The sequence below is a fragment of the Paenibacillus sp. EZ-K15 genome (assembly GCF_002573715.1).
In the GTDB taxonomy this organism is placed as follows: domain Bacteria; phylum Bacillota; class Bacilli; order Paenibacillales; family Paenibacillaceae; genus Paenibacillus_AQ.
Map to the genome: position 1 here is coordinate 763,623 of NZ_PDHM01000017.1, position 23,978 is coordinate 787,600.

General features: G+C 49.2%; 26 protein-coding genes and 1 tRNA gene. 5 read left to right on the forward strand and 22 right to left on the reverse strand.

Features of this window, described 5'->3' with window-relative positions:
• Nucleotides 1-48: 48 nt before the first annotated feature.
• From nagZ to CRG97_RS20080, 5 genes are all read right to left on the reverse strand, one after another.
• Nucleotides 49-1,359, reverse strand: a complete 1,311-nt coding sequence (gene nagZ / locus CRG97_RS20065; RefSeq protein ID WP_481856215.1) for a beta-N-acetylhexosaminidase — start codon at nucleotides 1,357-1,359, stop codon at nucleotides 49-51.
• Between the two features lie 183 nt (nucleotides 1,360-1,542).
• Nucleotides 1,543-1,698, reverse strand: coding sequence for a hypothetical protein (locus tag CRG97_RS33330; RefSeq protein WP_165593394.1), 156 nt, complete (start codon nucleotides 1,696-1,698; stop codon nucleotides 1,543-1,545).
• A gap of 123 nt (nucleotides 1,699-1,821) precedes the next feature.
• Nucleotides 1,822-2,670 (reverse strand): DegV family protein, encoded by an 849-nt coding sequence (locus CRG97_RS20070; protein ID WP_098746576.1) that lies wholly within the window; start codon nucleotides 2,668-2,670, stop codon nucleotides 1,822-1,824.
• A gap of 150 nt (nucleotides 2,671-2,820) precedes the next feature.
• Entirely contained in the window at nucleotides 2,821-3,174 is a 354-nt protein-coding gene (locus CRG97_RS20075; RefSeq protein WP_076322047.1) for a GIY-YIG nuclease family protein, read from the reverse strand.
• Between the two features lie 28 nt (nucleotides 3,175-3,202).
• The gene (locus CRG97_RS20080; protein ID WP_098746578.1) at nucleotides 3,203-3,958 is read right to left on the reverse strand and encodes a DUF2087 domain-containing protein; all 756 of its coding nucleotides are present in this window, start codon (nucleotides 3,956-3,958) and stop codon (nucleotides 3,203-3,205) included.
• A 157-nt stretch (nucleotides 3,959-4,115) separates the two neighbouring features.
• On the opposite strand from CRG97_RS20080, the gene CRG97_RS20085 reads away from it, so the two are divergent.
• A complete protein-coding gene (locus CRG97_RS20085; RefSeq protein ID WP_098746580.1) occupies nucleotides 4,116-5,414 on the forward strand; it encodes an MFS transporter in 1,299 nt (432 codons plus the stop codon).
• Here the strand turns inward: CRG97_RS20085 and CRG97_RS20090 are convergent.
• The 4 genes from CRG97_RS20090 to CRG97_RS20105 all read right to left on the reverse strand — a co-directional run bounded on the left by CRG97_RS20090 (nucleotide 5,404) and on the right by CRG97_RS20105 (nucleotide 9,190).
• A complete protein-coding gene (locus CRG97_RS20090) occupies nucleotides 5,404-6,081 on the reverse strand; it encodes a DUF4166 domain-containing protein (protein ID WP_098746582.1) in 678 nt (225 codons plus the stop codon). The two genes, CRG97_RS20085 and CRG97_RS20090, sit on opposite strands and share 11 nt — an antisense overlap.
• Complete coding sequence (locus CRG97_RS20095; RefSeq protein WP_098746584.1) at nucleotides 6,065-7,018, reverse strand: DoxX-like family protein; 954 nt, start codon at nucleotides 7,016-7,018, stop codon at nucleotides 6,065-6,067. The genes CRG97_RS20090 and CRG97_RS20095 overlap by 17 nt, the downstream gene beginning before the upstream one ends.
• 190 nt (nucleotides 7,019-7,208) lie before the next feature.
• A complete protein-coding gene (locus tag CRG97_RS20100) occupies nucleotides 7,209-7,847 on the reverse strand; it encodes a response regulator transcription factor (protein WP_098746586.1) in 639 nt (212 codons plus the stop codon).
• Nucleotides 7,844-9,190, reverse strand: a complete 1,347-nt coding sequence (locus tag CRG97_RS20105) for a sensor histidine kinase (protein ID WP_098746587.1) — start codon at nucleotides 9,188-9,190, stop codon at nucleotides 7,844-7,846. Before CRG97_RS20105 ends, CRG97_RS20100 begins: the two co-directional genes overlap by 4 nt.
• A 260-nt stretch (nucleotides 9,191-9,450) precedes the next feature.
• Between CRG97_RS20105 and CRG97_RS20110 the strand changes: the two genes are divergently transcribed.
• Genes CRG97_RS20110 through CRG97_RS20120 form a run of 3 tightly spaced genes read left to right on the forward strand, consistent with a single transcriptional unit; the run spans nucleotide 9,451 to nucleotide 12,798 of the window.
• Nucleotides 9,451-10,164 (forward strand): polyphosphate polymerase domain-containing protein, encoded by a 714-nt coding sequence (locus CRG97_RS20110; protein WP_098746589.1) that lies wholly within the window; start codon nucleotides 9,451-9,453, stop codon nucleotides 10,162-10,164.
• Nucleotides 10,165-10,167: 3 nt separating this feature from the next.
• Complete coding sequence (locus CRG97_RS20115; protein WP_098746591.1) at nucleotides 10,168-10,878, forward strand: DUF4956 domain-containing protein; 711 nt, start codon at nucleotides 10,168-10,170, stop codon at nucleotides 10,876-10,878.
• A gap of 18 nt (nucleotides 10,879-10,896) precedes the next feature.
• Entirely contained in the window at nucleotides 10,897-12,798 is a 1,902-nt protein-coding gene (locus tag CRG97_RS20120) for a CotH kinase family protein (RefSeq protein WP_098746593.1), read from the forward strand.
• Nucleotides 12,799-12,896: 98 nt separating this feature from the next.
• Here the strand turns inward: CRG97_RS20120 and CRG97_RS20125 are convergent, their stop codons facing one another.
• The 9 genes from CRG97_RS20125 to CRG97_RS20165 all read right to left on the reverse strand — a co-directional run bounded on the left by CRG97_RS20125 (nucleotide 12,897) and on the right by CRG97_RS20165 (nucleotide 18,101).
• Nucleotides 12,897-13,214, reverse strand: coding sequence for a hypothetical protein (locus CRG97_RS20125; RefSeq protein ID WP_098746594.1), 318 nt, complete (start codon nucleotides 13,212-13,214; stop codon nucleotides 12,897-12,899).
• A 140-nt stretch (nucleotides 13,215-13,354) separates the two neighbouring features.
• A complete protein-coding gene (locus CRG97_RS20130) occupies nucleotides 13,355-14,002 on the reverse strand; it encodes a TVP38/TMEM64 family protein (protein WP_098746596.1) in 648 nt (215 codons plus the stop codon).
• A gap of 23 nt (nucleotides 14,003-14,025) precedes the next feature.
• Entirely contained in the window at nucleotides 14,026-14,496 is a 471-nt protein-coding gene (locus CRG97_RS20135) for a DinB family protein (protein WP_098746599.1), read from the reverse strand.
• Complete coding sequence (locus CRG97_RS20140) at nucleotides 14,489-15,088, reverse strand: DUF4269 domain-containing protein (RefSeq protein WP_098746601.1); 600 nt, start codon at nucleotides 15,086-15,088, stop codon at nucleotides 14,489-14,491. The genes CRG97_RS20135 and CRG97_RS20140 overlap by 8 nt, the downstream gene beginning before the upstream one ends.
• Before the next feature lie 38 nt (nucleotides 15,089-15,126).
• A complete protein-coding gene (locus CRG97_RS20145; protein ID WP_098746604.1) occupies nucleotides 15,127-15,933 on the reverse strand; it encodes a GNAT family N-acetyltransferase in 807 nt (268 codons plus the stop codon).
• A 98-nt stretch (nucleotides 15,934-16,031) separates the two neighbouring features.
• Nucleotides 16,032-16,751 (reverse strand): DsbA family oxidoreductase, encoded by a 720-nt coding sequence (locus CRG97_RS20150; protein ID WP_098746607.1) that lies wholly within the window; start codon nucleotides 16,749-16,751, stop codon nucleotides 16,032-16,034.
• A 133-nt stretch (nucleotides 16,752-16,884) separates the two neighbouring features.
• A complete protein-coding gene (locus CRG97_RS20155) occupies nucleotides 16,885-17,469 on the reverse strand; it encodes a uridine kinase family protein (RefSeq protein WP_098746609.1) in 585 nt (194 codons plus the stop codon).
• A gap of 167 nt (nucleotides 17,470-17,636) precedes the next feature.
• Complete coding sequence (locus tag CRG97_RS20160) at nucleotides 17,637-17,897, reverse strand: YqkE family protein (protein ID WP_076322198.1); 261 nt, start codon at nucleotides 17,895-17,897, stop codon at nucleotides 17,637-17,639.
• A 131-nt stretch (nucleotides 17,898-18,028) separates the two neighbouring features.
• A tRNA-His gene (locus CRG97_RS20165) sits at nucleotides 18,029-18,101 on the reverse strand.
• Nucleotides 18,102-18,293: 192 nt separating this feature from the next.
• Here CRG97_RS20165 and CRG97_RS20170 point away from each other — a divergent pair.
• On the forward strand, nucleotides 18,294-19,142 hold the full coding sequence (locus tag CRG97_RS20170; RefSeq protein ID WP_098746612.1) for an alpha/beta hydrolase family protein: 849 nt from the start codon (nucleotides 18,294-18,296) through the stop codon (nucleotides 19,140-19,142).
• 71 nt (nucleotides 19,143-19,213) lie between these two features.
• On the opposite strand, the gene CRG97_RS20175 is transcribed toward CRG97_RS20170, so the two are convergent.
• The 4 genes from CRG97_RS20175 to pulA all read right to left on the reverse strand — a co-directional run bounded on the left by CRG97_RS20175 (nucleotide 19,214) and on the right by pulA (nucleotide 23,974).
• Nucleotides 19,214-19,729 (reverse strand): GNAT family N-acetyltransferase, encoded by a 516-nt coding sequence (locus tag CRG97_RS20175; protein WP_098746615.1) that lies wholly within the window; start codon nucleotides 19,727-19,729, stop codon nucleotides 19,214-19,216.
• A 2-nt stretch (nucleotides 19,730-19,731) separates the two neighbouring features.
• On the reverse strand, nucleotides 19,732-20,187 hold the full coding sequence (locus tag CRG97_RS20180) for a RidA family protein (RefSeq protein ID WP_098746618.1): 456 nt from the start codon (nucleotides 20,185-20,187) through the stop codon (nucleotides 19,732-19,734).
• Between the two features lie 129 nt (nucleotides 20,188-20,316).
• Nucleotides 20,317-21,921 (reverse strand): S-layer homology domain-containing protein, encoded by a 1,605-nt coding sequence (locus tag CRG97_RS20185; RefSeq protein WP_098746621.1) that lies wholly within the window; start codon nucleotides 21,919-21,921, stop codon nucleotides 20,317-20,319.
• 100 nt (nucleotides 21,922-22,021) lie between these two features.
• Nucleotides 22,022-23,974, reverse strand: a complete 1,953-nt coding sequence (gene pulA / locus CRG97_RS20190) for a type I pullulanase (protein ID WP_098746623.1) — start codon at nucleotides 23,972-23,974, stop codon at nucleotides 22,022-22,024.
• Nucleotides 23,975-23,978 lie beyond the last annotated feature (4 nt).

Below are 23,978 nucleotides of genomic sequence, written 5' to 3' on the forward strand. Positions count from 1 at the left end.
CTCCTTGTACAAGTACAAGATCATCCTCTTACACTACATATGCTACGTTTATTTGAGCTGATCTAGTACTGCTTTCGTTTGCTGATTCAACGATTTCACATCGGGAGCCTTCACGGGCTCATCGCTCAGCTGATATTTGTGCTTTAGTTCAAGCGTTGCCCTTACGCGGTCGTTCAGCATCTCCTCCGTGATTACGCCGCTATCAACAGCCTTGGTCAATGCCTGAATGACCGCTTCTTCCAATGCATATTCATGTCCGATCAGAATCATGTTACTCCCTGCGACGACGGACTTCACGGAAGCCTCTCCTACGTCCGTGCTGCCGGAAATAGCCCCCATTGTCATATCATCCGTTATAACGACACCCTTAAACCCCATTTCTTCCCTTAACAAATCGTTTATGACGGGTTTCGAATAGGAGGATGGCGTATCCGGATCAATGCCCTTCATCAGCAGATGCGCAACCATGACCACATCGGCCCCTTCATCAATCGCTTGTTGAAAAGGTACCAGCTCCACTTCATGCAGACGCTTTAGATCATGGTCAACAACAGGCAGACCGAGATGGGAATCGACCGAAGTATCGCCATGCCCAGGAAAATGCTTCACTACAGGAACGACACCATTCTTCTGTATCCCCTTCATGGAGGCGATCCCCTGCGCGCTTACGGTTTCTGCTGTGGTGCCAAAGGCTCGATCGCCGATAACCGGATTGTTCGGGTTGCTATGAATATCCAGCACCGGGGCAAAAACCATATTGAGTCCGACTCCCGACACCTTCTGCGCGATAAGACCACCAACACGATTGGTCAGTGCAAGATCCCCGCTGCTTCCGATTTTGCCGCTTGATGGCAGCTTCACATATTCATCGGGAAAACGGGTAACCCGTCCACCCTCCTCATCAATACTCAGCCATAGCGGCACAGGATTCACAGCATTTGCCTTCTTCAGCTCATTCAATAGGTCTACTGACTGCTGTACGCTATCGATATTATCCTTAAAAAGGATAAATCCGCCTACATGGTAATCCTCCAGCAATCTGCGCGAGGTATCATCCAAGGCAGTCCCTTCGATTCCAACCAGCACCAGCTGACCGATCTTCTCTTTGACGGTCATGCTATTCAGAAGCTCAGCTACCGCATCTTCAGGCTCGTTCTCAGGCAAATTCCCGTCCTCGCCTTCGTTGTCCGTGCTGCCTGATGAAGGCGGTGTCCCGTCTTCATTATCTGGAGAAGGAGTCTGCGGCTCCTGCACTTGCTCCGAAGGCGAAGCTCCTGGCCCGTTGTCCCCGGGACTACCCGATTCGGCTCCGCCCCGGCAACCTGCCACAGCCAATAGCAAGATGACAACCAGCATCATTAAGCACGTCCATTTTGTCTTACGCTTCAACTTGTCACCTTCCTTCAAATTCACACTATTATATTCGTCCTCTGTTCCACAGAGTCCTTCCATCATAACATGATTTCCTTACAGCCCAAACCAAGCCTAAGCTGCCCGCCTAAGAAAGAAGAAAGAGCCGCATCGACAACGGCTCTTCCTCGCCTATTTAAGCAGTCCGAGCTTACGGGCTTGCTCCTCGGTTAATATAAACTGCTCCGTGTCCCACACTTCATCCTCATCCGTTCTTCCGAACATCAGCATAATATCATCCCATATATTCTTTTGCATTGCCTCAGCTTGCGTGATAATCACCTTCATGTGAACGTCATTCCTTTCCTTGGAATCATCTCCTACTACATATACAACCATCACAGGTCGTATAGAATCGAAAAACAAGCAAAAGCCTGCAGATAGTATCTGCAGGCAGGATCTGTACTATAACTAGGAATAAGCAGGATGATATTTAATCCACGACATCGCAATGGTGCCTTCGCCGGCATGGATGCCCGCAACGGGAATAAAGGTCATGATTTCGGTTTTCAACGCCGGATGGGCTCCGCTGATTTCCTTCTGGATTTCTTCGGCCTCTTCTACGTTGTTTGCGTGCATGATGCAGACCTTTTTAATTTTCTGTAAATCCAGTTTCATAAGTTCCAACATTCTCTGCTTGGCCTTCTTGAACGTCCGGATCTTCTCTTCCACAATGACCTTGCCTTCATCAAAACGCAGCAGCAGATGAATGCGGAGCAGGTTGCTGAGAAGAAGCTGGGTGCCGGATACCCGACCGCTGCTGTGAAGCCGGTGCAGGCTTGCCGGAATAAGGTAGAACGACATGTTTTGTACCATGGACTGAATTTTATCTTTGATCATCTGCACGGTATCCCCTTGGCTATGCCAGTGAATCCCGGACATGATCATTTCGCGTACCGGAAACGCTCCCGCTTGAGAATCGATGCCAACCACGGGTACCTCGGCAATCTCTGCTGCCTGCATGGATGAATTCAATGTTCCGCTGAGCTCGGATGAACAGTGAATGGCGATAATATCATCATACTTCACTTTCAGGGATTCATATAATTCGATGAATTCACCGATTGGAGGCTGTGAGCTGCTGACTTTCGGTTCATCTTTCATTCTTTCATAAAAGGTCTCTGCCGAGATGTCAATTCCTTCCCTGTACGCCTCCTGTCCAAGTATCAACCTCAAAGGTACAATATAAATATGATTTTCCTTGGCGAATTTAGGATCGATTGTACTCGTGCTGTCGGTTACCCAAGCTATGGATCTCATTATCGTGTTCACGTCTCGCTTTCGTGTAGTAAGAAGTAGGAAAGGAAGCGATTTAAGCCTCTAAATTCATCATATCTTACCCTTACAACGCATTGCAAACGAAAGGAATGTGATTTCATATCCTTCACATAGGTTCGCCACACAAAAGCCTTATTTTCGCTCTGCGTTATACCCCTTTTCTCCAAAAGGTTCCAGCTGTTCAATCCAATATGCCTCCCGTTTGCTGACCGCGTCCTTCAGATCATAGAACGGATCTTGCTTCGGCTCAATCGTCTCCAGAATCTCGAAGACAAAAGCATCCTCACCATACTCGTTCCATTCCCTCTGAAGCGTCTTATTGTAGCTTGTTCCCATCTGCAGCTCGAATCGTTTGCCATTCATGGTCTTCAAGTTATTCGTTCCGGCAACAAATACCTTGCCGTTCTTTGTGTTTCGAATTTGATACACACCTGCTTCAATCTTGATTTCCTTATACATTTGATTTAATTCCTGTCTGCGATTCATGGCGTTAGGGCCTCCTTCTTGCTTCCATTTAGGTCGTTAGCCAGTACTGGCTTCCATCATCCTTGCGATTCAAAAAACCATATTCGATCAAATATCGGCGAATGGTCACATAATCGGGATTGTCTCTTCCGATCGTATCGTTGATCTCCTGTTCGGAATACAAGACATCCGGTTTAAAACGGGCTGCGATTTCTCGTAAAACAACGTACTTCTGCTTCTCTTTGAGCTTAAATGTCTTCAGCGGGCCATCGGTCCCTTCGGGAAACACCTTGGCCAGAATCGATTGCCTCTCTTCTTCCGTGACATTGTAGCGCTCATCCACCATTTTGGCCTGCTTGGGAATTTCCACGAATGCCGGTGCATGGTCATCCTTTTCCTTCAGCAGCTCCATTAAAGTCAGCAGCACCTTGGACTGTCTTTCCTTCTCCTTCAAGGCAAACCGGTGATTGCGAATCGTCGATGCACTGCCTATGCCGAGCTCCTGTTGTACCTCTTTATCGTTCTTGCCTTGATAGAAGAGTTGGAGCAATCGATTCTGATGCTCCGTCAATCCAGTCAGCTTCTTATCGAGCCCCGACAGATACTGAAACACGGAGCCATGCTCCCGGCGGATATGAACGGTCATGTATCGTTCTGACTCATATAACACATCTTGGTCCGGGTAGATGATCCCTTTCTCAATCGTCTTGCCGCACAGGAGGCATACCCATACGGGCCCATCGTCAATATAGCCTTGTTTAAGTTCATCTATAGAAGCATTCCAGAAACGCTCGTTCGGATCCAATGCAAACACCACTTTTCAATTAGTTATTTGTATAGACATTTTATATTTTTGTCTATAACATGTCAATCGTGCTCCACTCACATATAATATTTCTTCCTCCCTTATGTGGAACCTGCTAGAATAGAGGGTGCTGCTGTAAAATTTAGGGGGTATCATCATGGGTTTCATTCAACAGTCGGCAAAAGAAATGCATTCTTGGCCGCGTAACATCAAGCTGTTTTTTCTAGCTAACGTGCTGTATCAGATCGGTACCGGCATGTTTAGCGTGCTCTACAATTTGTACATACAAGGCCTTGGATATAATGACTCCATGAATGGAACAGTGGTCAGTATTCAATCCCTAGCAACGGCACTGATGTTCATTCCGATCGGCCTGATCGGAGACCGTGGCAGCCGCAAGCGAATCCTCGTCTTAGGGGCATTGTTAAGCGGTGCGGGACTGATCGCGCGCTCTTTTCTTGAAAGCGAGTTCAGCTTGCTTGGTCTTGCGATATATACCGGTTTATTCGCATCCTTTTTTCAGGTGCTGGCTATCCCCTTTTTAGCGGAAAACACGGCGAAATCGGCTCGCATGCGGATCTTTAGTATTCACGCCTCGCTGGTTCTTGCTTCTCAAGTGCTCGGAAGCATGGGAGGCGGATTCTTGGCGGATGCCCTGCAGGCCGTTGGTATGCACAAGGTCGGCAGCTTGAAAACCGCGCTTTTCATAGGCGGCCTGGCAACCTTTGCGGCGTTTATCCCGCTCTTGTTCACAACCGACCAGAAGGCCGAGGAGATACAGGCACTGGATGCACCGCCTACTGATCATCAACCAGCTCAGGCAGGAGTAGCTGTGAACACCTCCGGTTTGGGGGATTACAAAGTCATCGGTCAGTTCGCGCTTGCTCAATTGTTAATCGGCCTGGGATCAGGGCTTGTCGTGCCTTATTTGAATTTATATTTTACCAACCGCTTCTCGGTATCGTTATCAGCTGTCGGAATTCTGATATCACTCGGACAAGTCATGACAATCGTATCGATGCTGATTGGACCTACACTGGTGAATCGGGTGGGAGCCGTCAGGGCCGTGGTGCTCTTTCAAGTCCTATCCTTGCCCTTCCTGCTGTTAACCGGGTTCACGAACGTACTCCTCATTGCATCGGTCGGCTTCCTGTTCCGCCAAGCTCTGATGAATGCCGCCAATCCGATACAATCCTCTATTCTGATCGACCGCGTACCGGATCACCGAAGAGGAATCGCCAATTCAGTCACGCAAACAGCCTTCATGCTGGGCTGGGCTACCATGGGACCCGTACAATCTAAACTCGTCACCACTTACGGCAGCTATTGGGGATATGCGATCACATTTTGTATTACCGGAACGCTATATGTTGTATCCTCGTTTCTATACTACCGAATGTTCCGTGAGCGCAAGAGCAGCAGCCTCTCCTCCTCCGATACCGCTGCTACTCTCTAGCCTCAACCCGCAGAGGTTTCACATGGAGCGGAACAGCTCCATCGGCTACAGCCATGGTCCGGGCCTGAAAGCTTCCCTTGTACCGGAAGACAGGCCCCCATATCGGATTGTCCACCTCAACGGAGATCCGGTATTGTTGATTCCCGTCATCATACCACTCGCATACATCGGCTGTTCCGGTGAACCACCGGGGAACTCGAAACTGCAAAAGCCCCTCATAAAACCTCTGCTCCCCCGATTGAATGCGAATTCCGCCGTTAGCCCCCGCGGCAATCCGGAGATCGACCGCCAGGTGCTGTTTATTCCCTAAATAATCCACGACACGGCTGCGCTGCGCACTATAGATCATCGTGGCATCAAACCGCCTCTGAATGCCCGGAAAATCAAAGCTGCGACACCACGTCACCGTTTCTCTTCCCCATTCATCCCGATAAGCATAGTTCTCAATCCGAAACGGAATCCCTATCCCTCGATTGGGAAACATAATATGCCGCGTCGTGCCTATATAGAGAGGTAGTGCAGCCCAAGGTGCGTACCAGATCTCCTCCATGACGCCTTCGCCAATCGAAGCAATGTTATCCTTGCTGTCAAACCCGAACCGCTCCCGAATTTTAGGATGAAGCCTTTGAAATTGCGAGCCTAGAGCTTGTTCATAGATCGAGGTCATGCCTCTCCCCTCCTTTACGGGAATTATGCCCGGGGACATGTCTTCGTGCCGGGCGGTAGACGCTCGGTAAATCTGCAGCAGACAGCAAAGCCATGAAGCATAATCCCATCATGGATACGCTAAGCGTTAACGGATTGAACGGGGCTTTCATTAATTGAGGGTCTGTTATCCATGCTCCAAGCATCAAGATCGCCAGAAGGAGAATTTGCAGCCTGTACCACAACCGACTCTTATGAAAGAGCAACGTCAATAATCCGACGCCGATCTCGGTGATGCCGAGTAATGTCAGCACCAAGCCCTCCTGGCCTCCTGCCAAGCCTGACTGCCTCAATAGATCAAGCTCCCCGGCTTCCGGAAACAACAGCTTCGGTACCAACCCCTCATAACACCATAGAATGACCAGCATAAGTACGCTCAAGGCATGGATGAGTGCCTTTTGGATCGTTGCCGAAGGCGGAATATCCTTCTCTGCCCATAAACGCAGCACATCAAAGCTCCATGCCGTCGCCGCGCCGAATATAGGCCGGAACAGCAAGCGGTCTAACCAGGCGCCCGCCATGCCGAACCGCGTTTTGTAATCGTATTGGGTAGAGAAGTTTATGCACCCGCTTCCCTTGTCCGCATACTTCCAATAGCCGCTGCCCTCCCGAATTAGGGAGCTGCGTTGATCCGAGCCAAAGCGCAGCACCGAGATCCGATTCCCCGTCTTCGGGTGGACAACCGTTTTCGTGGCTCCCGCCCCTGTAACTTGCAGTCCGAACCCAATGCGGGTTTTATATAAAAACCGCTGGATGTCTGAATCAGCCTCCGGTAAATAATGAATCTCGGAAAATCGCAGATCCCACTGTTGATGCAGCTCAGGCCTTTGCGTCAACGTCCACAGCTTATCCATATCCGTCTTGATATCAAGTTCAACATAGATGGGATTTCTCTTCATGTGCTTTGGCTCCCCTTGGGATGTCCTTTAGATCTTAAGTCGGACACCTCTCTAATTTACAAGTCATTTTACAGCCTCGGGTAACTCGCGGTTAGACCTCACTTTTGTAGAACATACCAAGAAGAGGTACTACGTTTCGTAGTACCTCTTCCAATCCTTCTATATAATCCGGTCTTAATCTGTACCAGAGCTAGTTGTCGTTCTCTCTTACAATCCCTTTGCGGCGGACCTTCTCCACGGCTTCCTTGCTTCTTCTTACCCCGAGCTTTTTCAAAATTTTATTGATCTGGTTCTTGAGCGTGCTCTCGGTTTTGAACAGCTTCTTCTCCATCTGGGAATGGGTGTACCCTTCATCCAACAGATCAAACACCTCACGCTCCGCAGGCGTCAAGACGCGCAGCTGCTCTTCACGCTTAAGGCGGGCAAATTCCTTGAGCAGCACCTCCATCGACCCCGGATGGAGCACGGCGCTTCGGATTGCTGCCGGAAGCTCTTTATACTTCGACTTCTCAATATAATTGACGGCTCCAGCTGTAAAGGATTGAGTGATTACCTGCTCATCACTCAGCGAGGTCAACATAATGACCTTGGCCTGCGGCTTACGCTCATAAATTTCGGCGGCAGTGTATATCCCGTCAAGTCGGCCCGCAGTCAGTTGAATATCCATAAGCACGATATCAAAGGAGAGGATTTGCGCCATCGCAATCGCTTGTTCAGGCGACTCGGCTGTCCCGACAACGATCATATCTTCCTGCGCATTTAGAAAAACGGTCATCGATTTAATCCAATCCGGGTCATCCTCTACCAAGAAGATTTGTATGCGATTCAAGCTTCTTCCCTCCCGGATAAACGAATAATTTTACTACGCGGAAAATATAACGTAATCTCCGTACCAACCGCTTCACGGCTCTCCAGACCTACGGAACCTCCGCTTTTCTTCATCACGTTATACACATACGACAAACCAAGCCCGAAGTTATCCTTCTTATGACCCTTGGTGCTGAAAAAAGGTTCAAACACAAGTGCCTGCTGCGCTCTCGGAATGCCAATCCCGTTATCCTTAACGGAAATCGCCGCTCCTTTGCGGTCTGCGATTATCGTTATCGTAATCAGCCCTCCTTCAGGCATCGCCTCCACACTGTTACGAATGAGATTACTGATCGCTTCCTTCAAATGGACGGTATCCGCGAGCAGCCACGGCCGCTGACTACAGATCACCTTCAATTCAACGCCATGCCTGCGCAGCTGATCCTGTTCGCGGAGCTGCAGTTCAGCAAGCAGCTGATCCACGCGGACAGGCTGTTCCACCAGCTTGAATGCCTTCATCTGCTGCTGCATGCGCCCCACCATGGCAAGCAGATGCTCCGATGAGTTCGCTATGACTTCAAGCTGTTCCATGGCAACGCCGTTGTCCTGTGGCAGCAGCCGCTTTACATTTTCCGTGCTCATCGCAATCTTCCCGATCTCGTTCTTGATCGTATGATTCAGCATCGATGTCCCCGAGCTGACGGCTTGCATCGTGCGATCCAGCGGATCGCGCTCAAATTTCAGGCGTACGCCCAGGACGCCGTACACAAAGGTACAGATGACGGCAACGCCCAGTGAATACAGAATGAACAAGGAGACATACCGGAACGAATCATAACCGGGCGAGATCAGATTTCCCACATTAATCAGCAGCATCACACCGAGTAAGGTAGGCACCATAATCCAGGTAGTGATCCACATGCTTTTGCGTTTTTGCGGATTCATCTCTTGCGACAACGCGCGAATAAGCAAGGCACATGCGGCCACATAATAGGGAACCGTCCACACGAATAACCAGCCATAATGAATTCGGTAACCCTCCGTCAAAAGCACTTGTGCCAGCATCGCGAGCACCGGCAGAAACAAGCCTATTTTGAAATCGCGCATTCTCTTATGATGCTGAGGTCTGCGGGTATACACCATGCAAAATATCAACACGCCGTACGGTGTCAGGGTATGGTTGAGAAATTGTATCCACGGCTCGTACCGGACCGGAATAAAACCGGAAGGCGCAAGCAAATCCGTCAAGCCGCCGATCCCTGCGCTCCATAGAAAAAAAGCCGCCCAGCGGTTCACCTCGCTCCGAGGCTGATTGAATAGCAGCACAGCCGCCGCGCTCCAAAGCGCTACCACATAATATATCATGACGCATCGTCCATTCTCTTCGCGAATATAGTTTCATCCTACCATAATTGTAACAGCGGCGGGACCTCCTTCCTTACCTCCACGAACAAGCACGATCCATCGAATCATGAATTCCGTTTACTTCGAAACCTCGATTTTTACATAGCAAAAACATTCAGTTTACATTCAGCCGCATTTAAGAAAGATATCAGGAACGATTGATAGGATAGATTTCGTAAGCAAACAAGCAAACGAATGATAGAGAGAAACGAGGTGGAATCATGACAACCCCATTGAAATACCGGAACGAGCTGAAATTTTTTGTGAATATTCACCAGTATCGAATCATCCGTCAACGATTGAGAAATCTGGTGAACTACGATCAGCATGCTGGACCTGGCGGGGAATATCACATTCGAAGTTTGTACTTTGACGATATCAACAACAAAGCTTTATACGAGAAACTGGCTGGGGTTCGGGACCGCGTGAAATACCGCATCCGCATCTACAACGTAACCGACGACACTATCCATTTTGAGAAGAAAATCAAATTCCGGGATTACATCGCCAAGCTGAAGGAGCCGCTCACAAGGGAGATGGTCGATCAGATCATGGCTGGCGAATATGAATGCCTCTATCAGCCAGACAAACCATTGATGATGGAGCTGTATCACGAGATGAAGCATAAGCTGCTGCGGCCCAAGGTCATTGTCGATTATGTCCGCGAGCCGTATGTCTGTCCTTACGGAAATGTCCGGATTACGTTTGATAAGGAGCTTCGAACCGGCCTGCACTCCACGAATCTGTTCAATCGGAATCTGCTGCCCATCCGGGCGATCAATGAGAATCTAATCATACTGGAAGTCAAATATGACGAGTATATCCCGGATTACATCAAAATCGCGCTACAGCTGGAAGGACTGGGCCGTCAATCGGCCTCCAAGTACGTGATGTGCCGCAAATTTCTGAAATATAACACATGGGAGGATCAATAATTCATGAACACCACATCTACATCAAGCAGTACAAGCACCACCAATTTTTCGGATATCATCAAAAACTCCGTCATGGAAAACTTCGTATCCGATATCAGCATCGCCAAAATTCTAATTACGCTGGCCGTTGCCTTCGTTATTGGGTTATTCATTTATCTGCTCTATAAAAGAGTCTTCAGCGGGGTGCTGTATTCCAAAAGCTTTAACGTGTCTCTGATCGGGATGACCATGATCACGGCCGTTGTCATCATTGCCATCAACTCGAATCTCGTGCTCTCGCTCGGTATGGTCGGCGCACTCTCCATCGTCCGTTTCCGTACGCCAATCAAAGATCCAACCGATCTGATCTTCCTGTTCTGGGCCGCGGTTGCCGGAATCGTAACCGGAGCCGGGTTCTACACACTGGCAGGGATCGGCTCCATCGTAGTCGGTCTTATCCTGTTCTTCTTCATTAAAAAAGCAACAGTGGATACGCCTTATCTGCTCGTGATTCATTGCAATAATGAGCAGAGCGAGCAAGCCGTGAAGGAACAAATCGGTCAAGCCGTGAAGCGTTATAATCTGAAGCAAAAAACCGTTACGCCAGACAGCATTGAACTGACGCTGGAAGTACGCCTGCGTGATGCCGAAGGCCAGTTCGTGAACAAGCTGTCCCAGCTGCCAGGTGTGCATAACGCGGTTCTGATCAGTTACAGTGGCGACTATGTATCCTAAGTCAGGCGGTGGTCAGAGATGATGATGAAAAAAACGCCAGTCCTGCTGTCCTTAGTACTGGTCATAATCCTCCTGCTTTCAGGGTGCGATGGGACAACCCCGACCGCGGGAACGGTTGACAGCAGCAGCACGACCAATGATGCCTTGCAGGAGCAGATCGATTCCACGGTTTTTCCGAAGGATAAGGTTATCGACGTTAAAATTACGATCGACGAAGCCGATTTCCAGGATATGTTGGACAATGCCAGCGCGGAAGAATATAAAGAAGCGTCCGTAAATTACAACGGCATGCAGTATGACCATGTTGGTATTCGCACCAAAGGCAATTTGAGCCTGAGCAGCGTGGTCAATTCCGACTCCGACCGCTACAGCTTCAAAATATCCTTTGACGAATATCTCAATCAGACCTTGAATGGAATCAGTAAAATCAATCTGAACAACAACTACAGCGACGCCTCGTATATGCGGGAATTCCTGACTTACGAGCTGGCAGAGTCCGTTGGACTGCCGACACCGGGCTTCTCATATGTTAATGTCTATGTTAACGACGAATTATGGGGCTTTTACCTCGCGATTGAACAGATTGACGATTCCTACCTGCAGCGTCATTTCGATAATTCGTACGGAGCGTTGTACAAGGCTGAAATGAGGGGTACGGGCAGTGATCTTACCTGGCTTGGCAATGATCCGGATTCCTACACCGGACTAGTCATGAAATCCAAGTCATCCAATGACAACATATTGATCGATATGCTGGATGAGCTCAATAACGGCTCCGACTATGAGAAGGTCCTGGATGTGGATAATGTGCTCAAGTATGTTGCCTTGAATGTGGTCGCCTCCAATATGGACAGTTATATAGGTACCACTAAACAGAACTATTACTTATATGAGAACAATGGCGTCTTCTCTATCCTGCCTTGGGATTACAACATGTCATTCGGGACCTTCAGCAGCTCCAGCGTCCTCATTGACGAGCCAACCCAGGGAGCCTTGGCGGAACGGCCGCTGATTGCCAAGCTGCTGGAGGTTGATGAATATATGGATCGCTATCACGCCATCCTCTCGGAGATGCTGGAAGGTTACATGCAGCAGGAAATATTCAATGAACGGGTGACGCAATTGCAAGAATTGATTTCCGAGCACGTCAAGCAGGACCCAAGACCTTTCTTCTCTTACGAGGAATATGAGCAATCTCTCCCGACACTAACCGCATACGTCCAAAAATGGACAGATAACATCCAGCAGCAGTTGGATGGAACGATCCCCTCCGCAGGGGATGGCAGCGGCAGCGGCGGTGGCATGGGTCCTGGCGGAGGCGGTGGCATGGGTCTTGGCCGAGGCGGCGGCATGCGACCTGATGGCGCCGGCGGGATGGTGCCTGGCGATGCTGGTGGCATGATGCCTGGCGGCAAAACGAGCACGGCACCAGATGGTGCTGCCGATGGCAACATTCCTGACGCTGCGCCTAATGGCGCTTCAAGCGACGGAGCTGACAGGAATAGTACCGTTAATCCTAACAACACGGAAGATAATAGTTCCAATGAACAGATAAAGGTTTCTCCATCTTCTGCTGCTGCAAATACGGAACCATCCCAGAATGCAGAAGATCCTGCGGCACAAACACCGACGCAGAATCAAGAACCATCTGACGGAGCTGAGCTAACCATGCCTCAAATACCGGGGCAGAACGGCCAAGGGGAGATGCCAGACTTCCCTCAAGGTCAGATGGGGAATGGGGGATTTGGCGGTGAGTTTGGCGGACCGATGCAGGGCGGTCGAGGAATGGGGCCGCCCGGCGAATGGGGGTCTTCCCAAGAGCAAGGCAGTACTAAGGAAGCCCTGTATGCCGGAGTGTCCATCCTGCTGCTGCTTCTCTCTTGTCTCTTTGTGACTCTATATAAACGGAAAAGACTCTAACTCTACTAAATAAGGGACTGTCCCAAAGGTTAATGCCTGGGACAGTCCCTTCATATATTGTAAACCTGTTTAGCAAATACCCGGGACTCCCGTCTCCATTATGCGGTTAACCACGTGATAAACGCCGGTGTTAATATCAGCATCAAACCCAGAGTCATCACGATCCTCGTTGTATTTCTTGACAGCTTACGCTGCGTTTCGGATGAACGATACCATCCACTGAATTGCAGGCGGTTCCGGTAAAGAACCAGAAACCATAGTATATTTCCTGTGAACAAAAACAGGAAATATAACTCTTTCCAGGGAATCCACGACCCGAGTATGCTATGTTCAATACTGCCCAATGCAGCTACTACAAACATCATTATGATCATCATACGAATCATTTCCAGAATGGATGAGGCCAATTTGGTCATACCACTTACTCCCTTTTCAATCATGCTGGTTTTGACATCACTATTTTTCCATTATACAGCAAAAGTCGAGATCGAGATATGCCAAAAGACGATATGGTCATGAAGAACCATACCGTCCGTTTTTTTCCTCAGCAATGATGCTATTTAATGGGACCTAACTCTGCTTGTTGATCGTGTACCGATTGTTTTCTTATAAAGTATGAATCCAGCTTCCGACTGACCCACAAGGACAGCACGATAAAGGCAAGGACACCGAACAATTTAAAAGGTTCCGCAATAAAATCGGATAGGTTGGCACCGATGTAAGAGACACAGAACACCATAATGCCCTTGCCCAAGGTTACAGCCATCAGATAGGACATCAGGTTCATTCTTGCCAGCCCGGCGGCTACGTTGACCGCAACAAACGGCCCTACGGGGAGTATGCCAAGCAGGAAAACGTAACTGAAACCGTTACGCTGAATCCAGCGCATACCACGCTGAACTTTAGGTTTATTCGCCCAGCGTTCGATCAGTGCCGTACCGGATATTTTGCGCACGATGAGAAAGGTCGTTAAGCATCCTGCCACCATGCCGATCCAAGAGTAAAGAAACCCTGCCCACAGCCCATACACCGCCGCATTCACACCTACGATCACGATCGTGGGCATAGGTGGAATGAAGGATTTCAGAAAAGTCAGAAGGATGCCCGGCAGAGGGCCTAATGCTCTAAATTGTTCTAATAACCATTCCAGATTGCTCTCTGTAAAGTAAGACATGATGTCCAAGTAGCCAATCAATGACTTCACCCATTTCTGCTAAGTATTGCCGACTAGCTGACCTGAAGCACCTGATTCAGCTGAGCCAGATGGTGGTTGTCGTGCCAGATGAAATCCCGCATAAATTGCGCTACCTCAAAGGGATGCCCGTCCCCGTCCGTGTACCGAAGCTCATATGACGTTTCAGGCAAGGCTTCGATCGCCTGAATCAGCTTCTCCCTTGCGGTTATCGTCTGATCCACCAGCGCTTCTGTTGATAACGTCTTGGCATATTGCCTCGACTGTTCATTGAAAGTGTCATAATCCATATGCCGGACGGTCAATGCATCCCCTGTAGAAATTTTGGCAATGGCTTCATTGTAAAAATACTCATCCCAGCGCATGATATGGCACACCACATCACGTACGGCCCATTTCCCCTCTGCAATCGGGGTGCTCCAGAATCCCTCTTCCTGTTCCGCGAATTCTTTCACTTTGCCGATCCATGCGGAATACTCATTCAGCAGCTGCTGTTTGTCACTCATATCCATTCTCCTTGTCGATATAAGATTTAATATAGGCGTCCAGTCGATCCTCCGGCCAGTGATACATCTTGAGCAGCTCCTCATAAGGATCGCCTGTGATATGTAACAGCTTCGCAAAGGCAGGCTCCGTCTTGTAGCCCGACCTCTTCAGCTCGATGATGCCTTGTCTTACAGTTTCACCGAGCCGCTTCAAAAGCTTGTATTCCACAATCATATGACGGTAACCATTCTGCTTCGTCGAAGGTAATGGCTGTGCAAAAATCTCGAATTCCCACCCCTTATACCGAAAACGCGCTACCGTGCGATCCACGTTGTTGACCGTACGGGATGAGCATGTGAAATTCGAAACAAGTTCACTATAATGCGTCGTGAGCTCTCGCTCAAAACGGGCAAAATCCGTCACATGGCATATGATATCGAGATCGCTTGAAGCGATGTCAATCCCAATAGGGATCGTACCCACCAATATCGGGTTGCAGGGTTTCAAATGATCCCATAGTCTAAGCTCGTCTATAACCATGGCTGCTTGCTTCTGTTTAGCAGAGCCTAGTCGTAAGTACTCCAAATTAAGAAAATCCATATGTTCTTGCATGGCTGCCACCACCTGCCTTACTGCTCTGAACTTTCAGGCTAGCGCTCGGTCCAGGTCGTCCGAACATAGCCCAGCTTCATGCCAATCGATTCCATGTTACGATGGCTCTGCGATAAGAAGGCACATTGGGAGGCAATCAGATCACATCCTGCAAGCTTGGCATCCTGTATTCTCCTACGAAGCAGCTCCTGCTGCAAGCCCTGTCTACGATGCTCCGGGAGTGTTGCCGCAAATGTTAGTGACGCTGTCGATTGATTTGCATACATGACGCCAGCTGCAGCCGGCTCATCTTCGACATAAGCGATATAGAAGCTCCATCCCGGGCGTGAATACAATACACGATTATTCGCGGCTACAGATGGAATTCCTTGATCAGGCAATCCTGTTCCACGGCAATGAACTTTAGCATAATCCTCAAATTCATCTTTGTCTATTGTTCTGATCACAATTCCATTACCTTGCACCCCCTTCAGCTCTTGCGGGTTCATATACATGGAATTATGAAAAGCAGATTGATAGAATCCGCGATCGGCAAGCGCAGTCAGGACTTCCTGATTCACCAGGCCGGGTACGATCTCAAACTGGAATTTGCGGTCTCTCGATTGATAAAAGTCGATGATATCGTCCAAGTTATTCAGATCCTCTGAACGCAGTCCTTTTACCGTGTTAAAAGAAAGCCATGGCATCGTCTTGCTGTACAGGCACAGCGCATGGCCGAAGCGCTTTATTTCGACCCCTTCGGGATTTCCGGTCCGACCTTCGATTGCTTTCATTCGATCCAACATATAATCGTTTTCTGAATCCTGAATTCGATGGATAAGTTCCTCAGATGGAAGATGCCGCATATGGCCTCCTATGTATTATGATTAGTAATCCTTATTTGGAAAAATAGAGCCCGAAGATCGCTTACTGATGCTTCGGGCTCTTACTTGCTGTGTATGTTTTATTTCGCGCTGCCCGGCAAATCGCAAGATCCGTCGGCACACATGCCATCGCTGCTGTCGGGATCATTCACCATCACTAGCGGATTCGCTTCACGATAAGCCTTATCTAGAGCGTCCGTGAACACTTCCAGCGGCTGCGCACCGGACACGGCGTATTTGCCTCCCAGTACGAAGAATGGCACTCCCCGAATCCCCAAATTTGTTGCAGCGGATTCATCTGCCCTTACTTCCGATTGGAAATCGTCACTCTCGAGGGCAGCCACTGCCTGATCCCGCTCCAGGCCGACTTCAGCCGCCAGATCAGCCAACCGATTCTTATCACCAAGATTCTCGCCGTCTGTAAAGTGTGCACGGAACAACCGCTCCGTCATTTCTTTCATTTTACCATGCCCGGATGCAAAATGAACCAGGCGGTGAGCATCAAATGAATTGGCCGGGATGACGCGATCCATGTGATAAGTAAGCCCGACGCTTGAAGCTTGCTGGGTCACGTTGGCGTTCGCAGCCTTAGCCTGCTCGATACTCATGCCGTATTTGGATGCCAATATCTCATCCATGGAAACCCCGGTCTTATACGATGCACTGGGATCAAGCTCAAAGCTGCGGTATACCACTTCAACTTGATCTTTATTAGGGAATTGCTCCAACGCCGATTCGAAACGGCGTTTACCAATATAACAGAACGGACACATAAAATCCGACCATATTTCAACTTTCATTCTTTACGCCTCCTAGCGAGTATGAATACTAACTTACTTATTGTAACCCGCTTTCAGCATGACATCAACACCTCACATGAATACGGAGAGGTCTTGCATGGATGTTCTAGAATACCGAGTACAAGCACGCCTGTTATCTAAGTGGGTTCCTGTTCTCCAGTAATCTGGTTAGAATCCAATCCGTCACAACCTCAAAGCCTTGATTTCCCGTCAGGGAACTATTCATTACCAGATCCGCGTGCCAGCGGGTAGGCTCAACGTATTCATCGTGCCTGTATCTCACAAGCTGTAAATATTCCTGAAGCACACTTTCCTCGTTATGCCCCTTATCGATAAACCAGCGGTTTCTGCGAAGCATTCTTTCATCTGCAGGGCAGTCTACGAACAGCTTCAAATCAAGGGTGTTCCGAAGGTATTCGAACTGATACAGGAGAAATCCTTCAACAACGATTACATCGTATTCGCCACTATGGACGGCGTGCTCATAGTCCTCGGTCAGACGCTCGATATCGACGGCATCCGGATGGTTAAAATCCTCAAATATTTGATTCGTGAAGGGCGCCTTGGCTAAGGGCCTAACGGGCTTATAGTATTTATCCATATGGAAGATGGTCACCCTGTGCTCGCTTAACCTCTCCTTGAGCTTAAGACTTAGCGTTGTCTTGCCGCTGCCCGAACCTCCGCCAATCCCGATCCTTAAAGTCTGCCTATGCTCCATATGCTTTCATCTTCCTCCGCATGTATGTCCAATGTATAGGTTCCATTATTATACAACCGATCCAAGGAAGTTGAAAGTTCCTGCGTTGCATGAAACACATCAACCGGTGTACTCTCACACAAGACAGACCGCGATAACGAAAAAAACAGACAGCAAACCGCCGCCTGTTACTTATATTTTTTCCAATCCATCTCGCTGTGTTCCAGTAAATATTCAAAATCATTATCGCGCCGCTTCTGTTCAGCCTTGCGCACAGCTTCCCGTTCCTGCCTTTCCTGCTCAAGCCGCTCGGCTTCATTGGCTTTCAAGGATTCGGTCGTTGCCTTCAACTTCGCTAGAACTTGAGGGTCCAGCATATCCTTTAACGTTGCGGGTTTATCGGCAGCTTCAGTTCGCGGCAATGGGGATGTTCTTTTCTTTTTTGCCATGATGATTCACCTCGATTTCCACATCATTATATCATCTTATGTACGGTCTGGCATCTATTTATGTTGGGAATAACCACGAAAAAAAGAGAGCCTATCGGCTCTCCTTCCCATTATGCATACTTTACTTTGAGGGCGATCGATGGGACTTGAACCCACGAATGCCGGAGCCACAATCCGGTGCGTTAACCCCTTCGCCACGACCGCCAAGAAAATGAGAATTTCATATTCTCAAGAAGACATTTTAGCAGACATTTATCCATTTGGCAAATTGTAATTTTTTACAGTGCATTCTTGATTTCAACGGAAAGAACGTACTATACTTACTTGAACTCCAACATCTGAGAATAGAGCCCTTTTTCGATACAATATGATTTAAGCATAGGAGGTAGGACATCGATGATCTATCATATTGATTATGTCTCAGAGGGATTACATGTCAAGGGGTATCTGGGTCTGCCACCGCAATTGCCCTATTCGAGCATCCATGAGATGTCCGAAGCGGTCGATGCCATACCCGGCGTAACGGTAACCGGCACGCTTGCATGCTCCTTGAACAAGGACACTGTCCCGGAAGGATCCTTCGGGTCAACTGAACCTAAGCTGCCACTGGTCCTGTATTGCCGCGGTGGCATTGGACGGGTTGGGGCGGTAAGGTTGAAATGGGTCGAAGAATTCGCAGCGCAAGGATATGCGGTGTTTGCTCCAGCCTATCGCGGGAATGAAGGCAGCGAGGGCAGGGATGAATTCGGCGGTGCCGATACGATGGACGTGATCTCCGCAATCGAATGGCTATCGCGCATTTCATGGATAGATAACAATCGTATTCATCTGTTAGGCTTTTCCCGCGGGGCAATCAATGCAGCCGTGGCAGCCGCCCTGTCACCGCATGTATCCAAATTGATTCTCTGGAGCGGCGTCTCCGACCTGGCGCAAACCTACGAGGAACGAATCGATCTGCGCAGAATGATGAAACGCATCATTGGCGGTACGCCAACCAAGTTTCCGGAACGATACCTTCTCCGGTCTCCGATCCATTATGCGGACCGAATCCAATGTCCGGTCCTGATTGTCCATGGGACGCGGGATGAGCAGGTCTTGGTGGAACATAGTTACCGGATGCTGGACAAGCTTCAAGAGCAGGGACATCGGCCGGAAGCCCACCTGTACGAGGGACTTGGGCACCATTTCCCACCGCCGCAGCATGCAGCGGCGATCAACCGGATGTTCGACTGGTTGAAGAAATAAGTAGAAGTTGAGGAGCGCTCCTCAACTTCTACTTATTTCTCTCCAAGCGCGTGTTGATTGGCAGCTTCCACCTAGTTGTGCCCTTTAGCCGTCTCAATCCAGTATTTACACGTCCCGTTCGTAATGGAACTTAATTCACCGTGATTCCATTCAATGATGCAACGGGATGCCAAGTTGGATTCATCACAGGTCAGAAGGACCCGACTTATGTTTTTGTCATAGGCTCTCTTGACCAACTCCGCCAGCAGCCGCTTGCCATATCCTTTCCCACGCTCCGACGGCCTGATGACATACCCGATATGTCCCCCTAGCTCTAGCAGATTCTCATTCAGCCAGTGTCTCAGTTTACCGTATCCTACAGGCTTGTCGTTATCGTATAACCAATATATCGTCTGGGGAACATACTCATCCGGAAGATCGATGCCTCTCGCCATTTCGTAATTGCGCTGCACCTTAGAGGCGAACTCTTCCATGCCTCCGCTATTTAGACCATTAACAAAGCCATTCCCGCCCTGGCCGATTTCCTGGACCATAAGCAGCAGGCTTTCATCCTCCTTCACCTGCAGCTCCCTTAACACTAATACCATGCCTATTCCTCCACTTGAAAGATTGAATCTACAATAACAGGCAGCTGATCCCGTAAGGATACGGCCCCGAATACGGATCTGGCGTGAATCCCTTGATCCCCGAATACATCAAGCATCAAGTCCGAGAATCCATTCAACACCTTATGATGCTCCTCATAGTCGGTTTTTGCGTTAACGAAGCCTTGAACCTTGACCACGCGCTTCACTTTATCAAGTGAGCCCAGGCCTTCGCTCAATACGGCCAGAACTTCAATTCCGGTCAGTCGAGCATATTCATACCCCTGCTCTGTTGTGTAATGCTCCCCCAATTTCCCTCTTGGCTGTCCGGAAGGACCCTTGCCTGAAACATACATCAATCCGTTAACGATGACATAATTGGCATACTTCGCTGCTGGTGAGCCGGCTTTAGGCAAGCGGATACCCAACTGCTTCAGACGTTCCTCCGCACGAACGGTCATGTGATCACTCCTACAGGAAAAATATTCTAAATAAATTTCAACTATTGTATCACGGAATGATCTTTTTACAAGTAAAAAAAACCAACCTCACTCATCGAGGCTGGACTTGAAATCAATATATCTGATGTTTTAGATCCGGAACGAATAATAAGCATAACGTTCCGCATTATGAATGGCCTGCCATACGTCAATTGTCTCAGCGCCCGGATACCAATAGGCGTAACCGGCAATATGGTATTTGGCCGCCATGAGATGTTTCATGGATAAAGAGCGGGACTCCTCGATCCATATGCGATGCTGAATGCCGCTGCTGCTATAAGCTGCTTCATACTGCGCCACGCTGGCATTCCATGTTAATGAAGCCTTGTTCAGGCGAATGCGATGTCCTTGCTCGGCCAAACTGATGTCCTCCGAGGATACCGACGAAGCGGTCTTCCAATCCCTCGTGTACAGCGGATATGCGATGATGCTCTTCTTAGCCGGAACTTGAGTCAGCAGCTTGCGCAGCGCGGATTCACTCCAAGGGAGCGAGGAAACCGAGCCCGCTATTGGCGAACCACCCCAGTGCTGGTCATAACTCATGAGCACCATATAGTCCACCTGAGTACCAAGCGTTGCGTAATCGAATGCAGCCGTCCAATCCGTATTCAGATCAGGTGAAACATCGATGGATAATTTAGCTCCAAGCCGCCTCATCTCTATGGATAATTGCGTAATAAAGGCCGTCAGATTCTGACGATCCTGTGGCATGACGTTCTCAAAATCAATATTGATCCCATCCAATCGATACCGGGAGACATTCGCTGTAATACTGTCAACGACAGACTTCCGGGACTGTGCGCTGCTTAAAACTTGATGGGTTCCTTCCGCATTCCCGCGGTTCCCCACCATAGCCCACACCTGCCGACTGTTGTTATGAGCCCAATTCAACAGCTCCTTGTCGGTATGGTCCGTCAGCTTGCCGTTAGCCTCCATGTAATACCAGCGTGGTACCAGAACATTCAATCCGGCCCGTTTGGCATAGGAGATGTATTGATTCGTTGTACCGTTATACAACCAGCCCATATGAACATTTGCAGGAGTCTGGAGGTTAATCTGGGTCAGCACATTTCCCGACTGCAGGACCCGATCCAGCAGCATAGCCGTTTCCTCTCGGGTGATCGCGTCCTGCGGCCTGAACTGTCCCTTACTCCCTTTCAACCAGCCTGTATCAGTCGCTTTGCCAACGGCATTCCAAGCCCATTCCGCGATGGAAGCAGAATCCGTGTATTGGCCGGCTGTATTTCCGTTCATATAACCATTTTCTTTCATGGCACGAATCACCATCACAGCTGCCTCTTGCCTTGTTATGGATGCATTGGGGTAGAACCGGTAACCGTTCCCCTCAACAATGGACAAATTAAGTCCCGCGTGAACCCAGCCATAATACCATGCTGATTGGGAAACATCCCGAAACGCGGACAAGTCATTCTGAACGGGCTCCATCTTGAGCATTCTGGCAACCATGGCCATGAATTCGGCCCGGGTAACCGGATTTCGCGGCAAAAAAGCTCCTGTGCCATCCCCGCTTACGATACCTCTCTTGGCCAGACGCTGGATCGCGTCTTTTGCGAAACTTGCCGAGATATCGTGAAAATGGGTCGGGCTAGGAGCTTGAGCCGCTGATGCCTGAAAAAGGCCAAATAACGATGTAAATGACAGCAGCAAACAAAGTGACAGGAAATACTTCTTCAAAGGGACGCCTCGATTCTATCATCTGATACCATCAGCATATCAGATGATCATAGAATCAGGCATTATTCATTTCTTGGTAATATTCGCTTCCTGTTTAGTATTAACAGGATAAAATGACAGCACCGATCCCTTCTACGACAAGGGAATCCCGGGTTAAACGCTTAATATGCTCTTCGCCAAGCAGAATCTTCCATTCGCCCAGCTCGGGTAAAGCGAGAGAGGACTCTTTCCGTGCGGCATAATAGAGCACATAGATATGTTTCTCTGGATCACCGCCCGCATGATCGCGAAGCGTGAAAGCAACGGCATTCCCAGGGCATGGTTCAAACCGAAGATGCTTACGGATCGACGCTGCATCCCTCATTCTGAATGCCGGATGATTCTTGCGAAGCTGAACGAGCCGCTGAATGTAATTCACTCCATCCTGGTGCTCCGATGCCATACCCCAGTCCAGCCGATTCACTTCATCACTAGCATTATAGCTGTTCTCCACTCCGTTCTTAGAGCGGTAATACTCTTGACCAGCATGCAGGAAAGGGATGCCTTGACTGGTCAGAATCATCGCCGATGACAGCCGGTGCATATCGCGACGTATGGCATCATTCTCCCCTTCCGTGGACAGCATAATTTTGTCCCATAGGGTATGGTTATCATGACACTCCACGTAATTTACGCACTGATCCGGCTCGGAAGCAAACGCCTTGATATCTTTGGAATACGGAATGCCGCCCACGATGCCTTGCTTCACCTTGTCTTCATATCCATCTCCGCCGCTCACAAAGCCTCTATAATCAAACTGGAAGATGTCCCCTTTGACCGCATCGCGGAATCCGTCGTTAAAATGAGCGATGCGCGGCATCACGGGTGCCTGCTGCTGATTCGCTCGCTTCTTCTCATCCAGCTCGGTATTCATGACCCAACCTTCACCGATCGTGATGATACTCGGATCAATTTCGTCCAGGCGCGCCCGGATTTCATTCATCGTCTCCACATCAATTAAACCCATGAGATCAAAGCGAAAACCGTCGATCCGGTACTCCTTCACCCAATGCAGGACGGATTCCACAATGAATTTCCGCATCATCGGACGCTCGGATGCCGTGTCGTTACCACACCCGGATCCGTTTGAGAATTTGCCGTCCTTCGTATAGCGTAGGTAATATCCGGGGACCAGCTTCGTAAAATTGATCAGATACCCGTCATATACATGGTTATACACCACATCCATGATGACCCGAAGGCCATGATCGTGGAATGTCTGAATCAACTGCTTCAGTTCACGAATCCGAACCTCAGGCACATACGGATCCGTAGCATACGAGCCTTCTGGAGCATTGTAGTTCTTCGGGTCGTATCCCCAATTGTACTGCGGCTCATGAAGCCTGGTTTCGTCCACGCTTTCCGTTGCAAAATCGTAGATCGGGAGCAGCTCCACATGCGTGGCTCCAAGCTCGACAATATGATCAAGCCCTGTGCGAATCCCTCCAGGGCCCCGGGTACCTGTCTCCGCTAGACCTGCAAACTTGCCTTTATGCTTCACTCCACTGCCTTGATGAATGGTGTAATCACGAACATGCAGTTCATAGATTACGGCATCCAGAGGACTAAGAAATGGCGGTTTGTCTTCTGTCCAGTGTTCTGGATTGGTCGAGGTCATGTCCAAGATGTAAGCACGATCCCCATTGACGCCTACAGCGGCAGCGTAGGGGTCGACAGCTTCATTCCATTGATCCCCGATAAGGACCTGGTAGGTGTAGAACATGCCTTGAAGATTTTCTCCTACTTTCAGCAGCCAAGTTCCCTTCACATCACGCGTCATCGCGATTCGCCGGGCTTCTACTGCCTGCCAATCCCGATAGAGCAGGACGTAGGCCTCACTCGCCGTCGGTGCCCACAGGCGAAACGTGGACTCTTGCGGTTGGTAGGTTAAACCCAGATCCGTTCCAGCATAATAAAATAGCTTATCAAATTCCTTATCAAAGACGGAGACTCCCCCGGTAACCGCGGGATCTCCGTAGTGAATAACAGCATTGCTTTCTTTTTGTACCGACAAGATG

What these genes read in the sequence shown, in the direction of transcription:
- CRG97_RS20110 (WP_098746589.1), top strand. Translation starts at nt 9,451, where the DNA reads ATGACAACCCCATTGAAATACCGGAACGAGCTGAAATTTTTTGTGAAT.
- CRG97_RS20115 (WP_098746591.1), top strand. Translation starts at nt 10,168, where the DNA reads ATGAACACCACATCTACATCAAGCAGTACAAGCACCACCAATTTTTCG.
- CRG97_RS20125 (WP_098746594.1), bottom strand. Translation starts at nt 13,214, where the DNA reads ATGACCAAATTGGCCTCATCCATTCTGGAAATGATTCGTATGATGATC.
- CRG97_RS20170 (WP_098746612.1), top strand. Translation starts at nt 18,294, where the DNA reads ATGATCTATCATATTGATTATGTCTCAGAGGGATTACATGTCAAGGGG.
- nagZ (WP_481856215.1), bottom strand. Translation starts at nt 1,359, where the DNA reads ATGATGCTGGTTGTCATCTTGCTATTGGCTGTGGCAGGTTGCCGGGGC.
- CRG97_RS20150 (WP_098746607.1), bottom strand. Translation starts at nt 16,751, where the DNA reads ATGAAAGTTGAAATATGGTCGGATTTTATGTGTCCGTTCTGTTATATT.
- CRG97_RS20135 (WP_098746599.1), bottom strand. Translation starts at nt 14,496, where the DNA reads ATGAGTGACAAACAGCAGCTGCTGAATGAGTATTCCGCATGGATCGGC.
- CRG97_RS20105 (WP_098746587.1), bottom strand. Translation starts at nt 9,190, where the DNA reads ATGATATATTATGTGGTAGCGCTTTGGAGCGCGGCGGCTGTGCTGCTA.
- CRG97_RS20160 (WP_076322198.1), bottom strand. Translation starts at nt 17,897, where the DNA reads ATGGCAAAAAAGAAAAGAACATCCCCATTGCCGCGAACTGAAGCTGCC.
- CRG97_RS20140 (WP_098746601.1), bottom strand. Translation starts at nt 15,088, where the DNA reads ATGCAAGAACATATGGATTTTCTTAATTTGGAGTACTTACGACTAGGC.
- CRG97_RS20120 (WP_098746593.1), top strand. Translation starts at nt 10,897, where the DNA reads ATGATGATGAAAAAAACGCCAGTCCTGCTGTCCTTAGTACTGGTCATA.
- CRG97_RS20070 (WP_098746576.1), bottom strand. Translation starts at nt 2,670, where the DNA reads ATGAGATCCATAGCTTGGGTAACCGACAGCACGAGTACAATCGATCCT.
- CRG97_RS20085 (WP_098746580.1), top strand. Translation starts at nt 4,116, where the DNA reads ATGGGTTTCATTCAACAGTCGGCAAAAGAAATGCATTCTTGGCCGCGT.
- CRG97_RS20145 (WP_098746604.1), bottom strand. Translation starts at nt 15,933, where the DNA reads ATGCGGCATCTTCCATCTGAGGAACTTATCCATCGAATTCAGGATTCA.
- CRG97_RS20180 (WP_098746618.1), bottom strand. Translation starts at nt 20,187, where the DNA reads ATGACCGTTCGTGCGGAGGAACGTCTGAAGCAGTTGGGTATCCGCTTG.
- CRG97_RS33330 (WP_165593394.1), bottom strand. Translation starts at nt 1,698, where the DNA reads ATGAAGGTGATTATCACGCAAGCTGAGGCAATGCAAAAGAATATATGG.
- CRG97_RS20075 (WP_076322047.1), bottom strand. Translation starts at nt 3,174, where the DNA reads ATGAATCGCAGACAGGAATTAAATCAAATGTATAAGGAAATCAAGATT.
- CRG97_RS20090 (WP_098746582.1), bottom strand. Translation starts at nt 6,081, where the DNA reads ATGACCTCGATCTATGAACAAGCTCTAGGCTCGCAATTTCAAAGGCTT.
- CRG97_RS20155 (WP_098746609.1), bottom strand. Translation starts at nt 17,469, where the DNA reads ATGGAGCATAGGCAGACTTTAAGGATCGGGATTGGCGGAGGTTCGGGC.
- CRG97_RS20095 (WP_098746584.1), bottom strand. Translation starts at nt 7,018, where the DNA reads ATGAAGAGAAATCCCATCTATGTTGAACTTGATATCAAGACGGATATG.
- CRG97_RS20175 (WP_098746615.1), bottom strand. Translation starts at nt 19,729, where the DNA reads ATGGTATTAGTGTTAAGGGAGCTGCAGGTGAAGGAGGATGAAAGCCTG.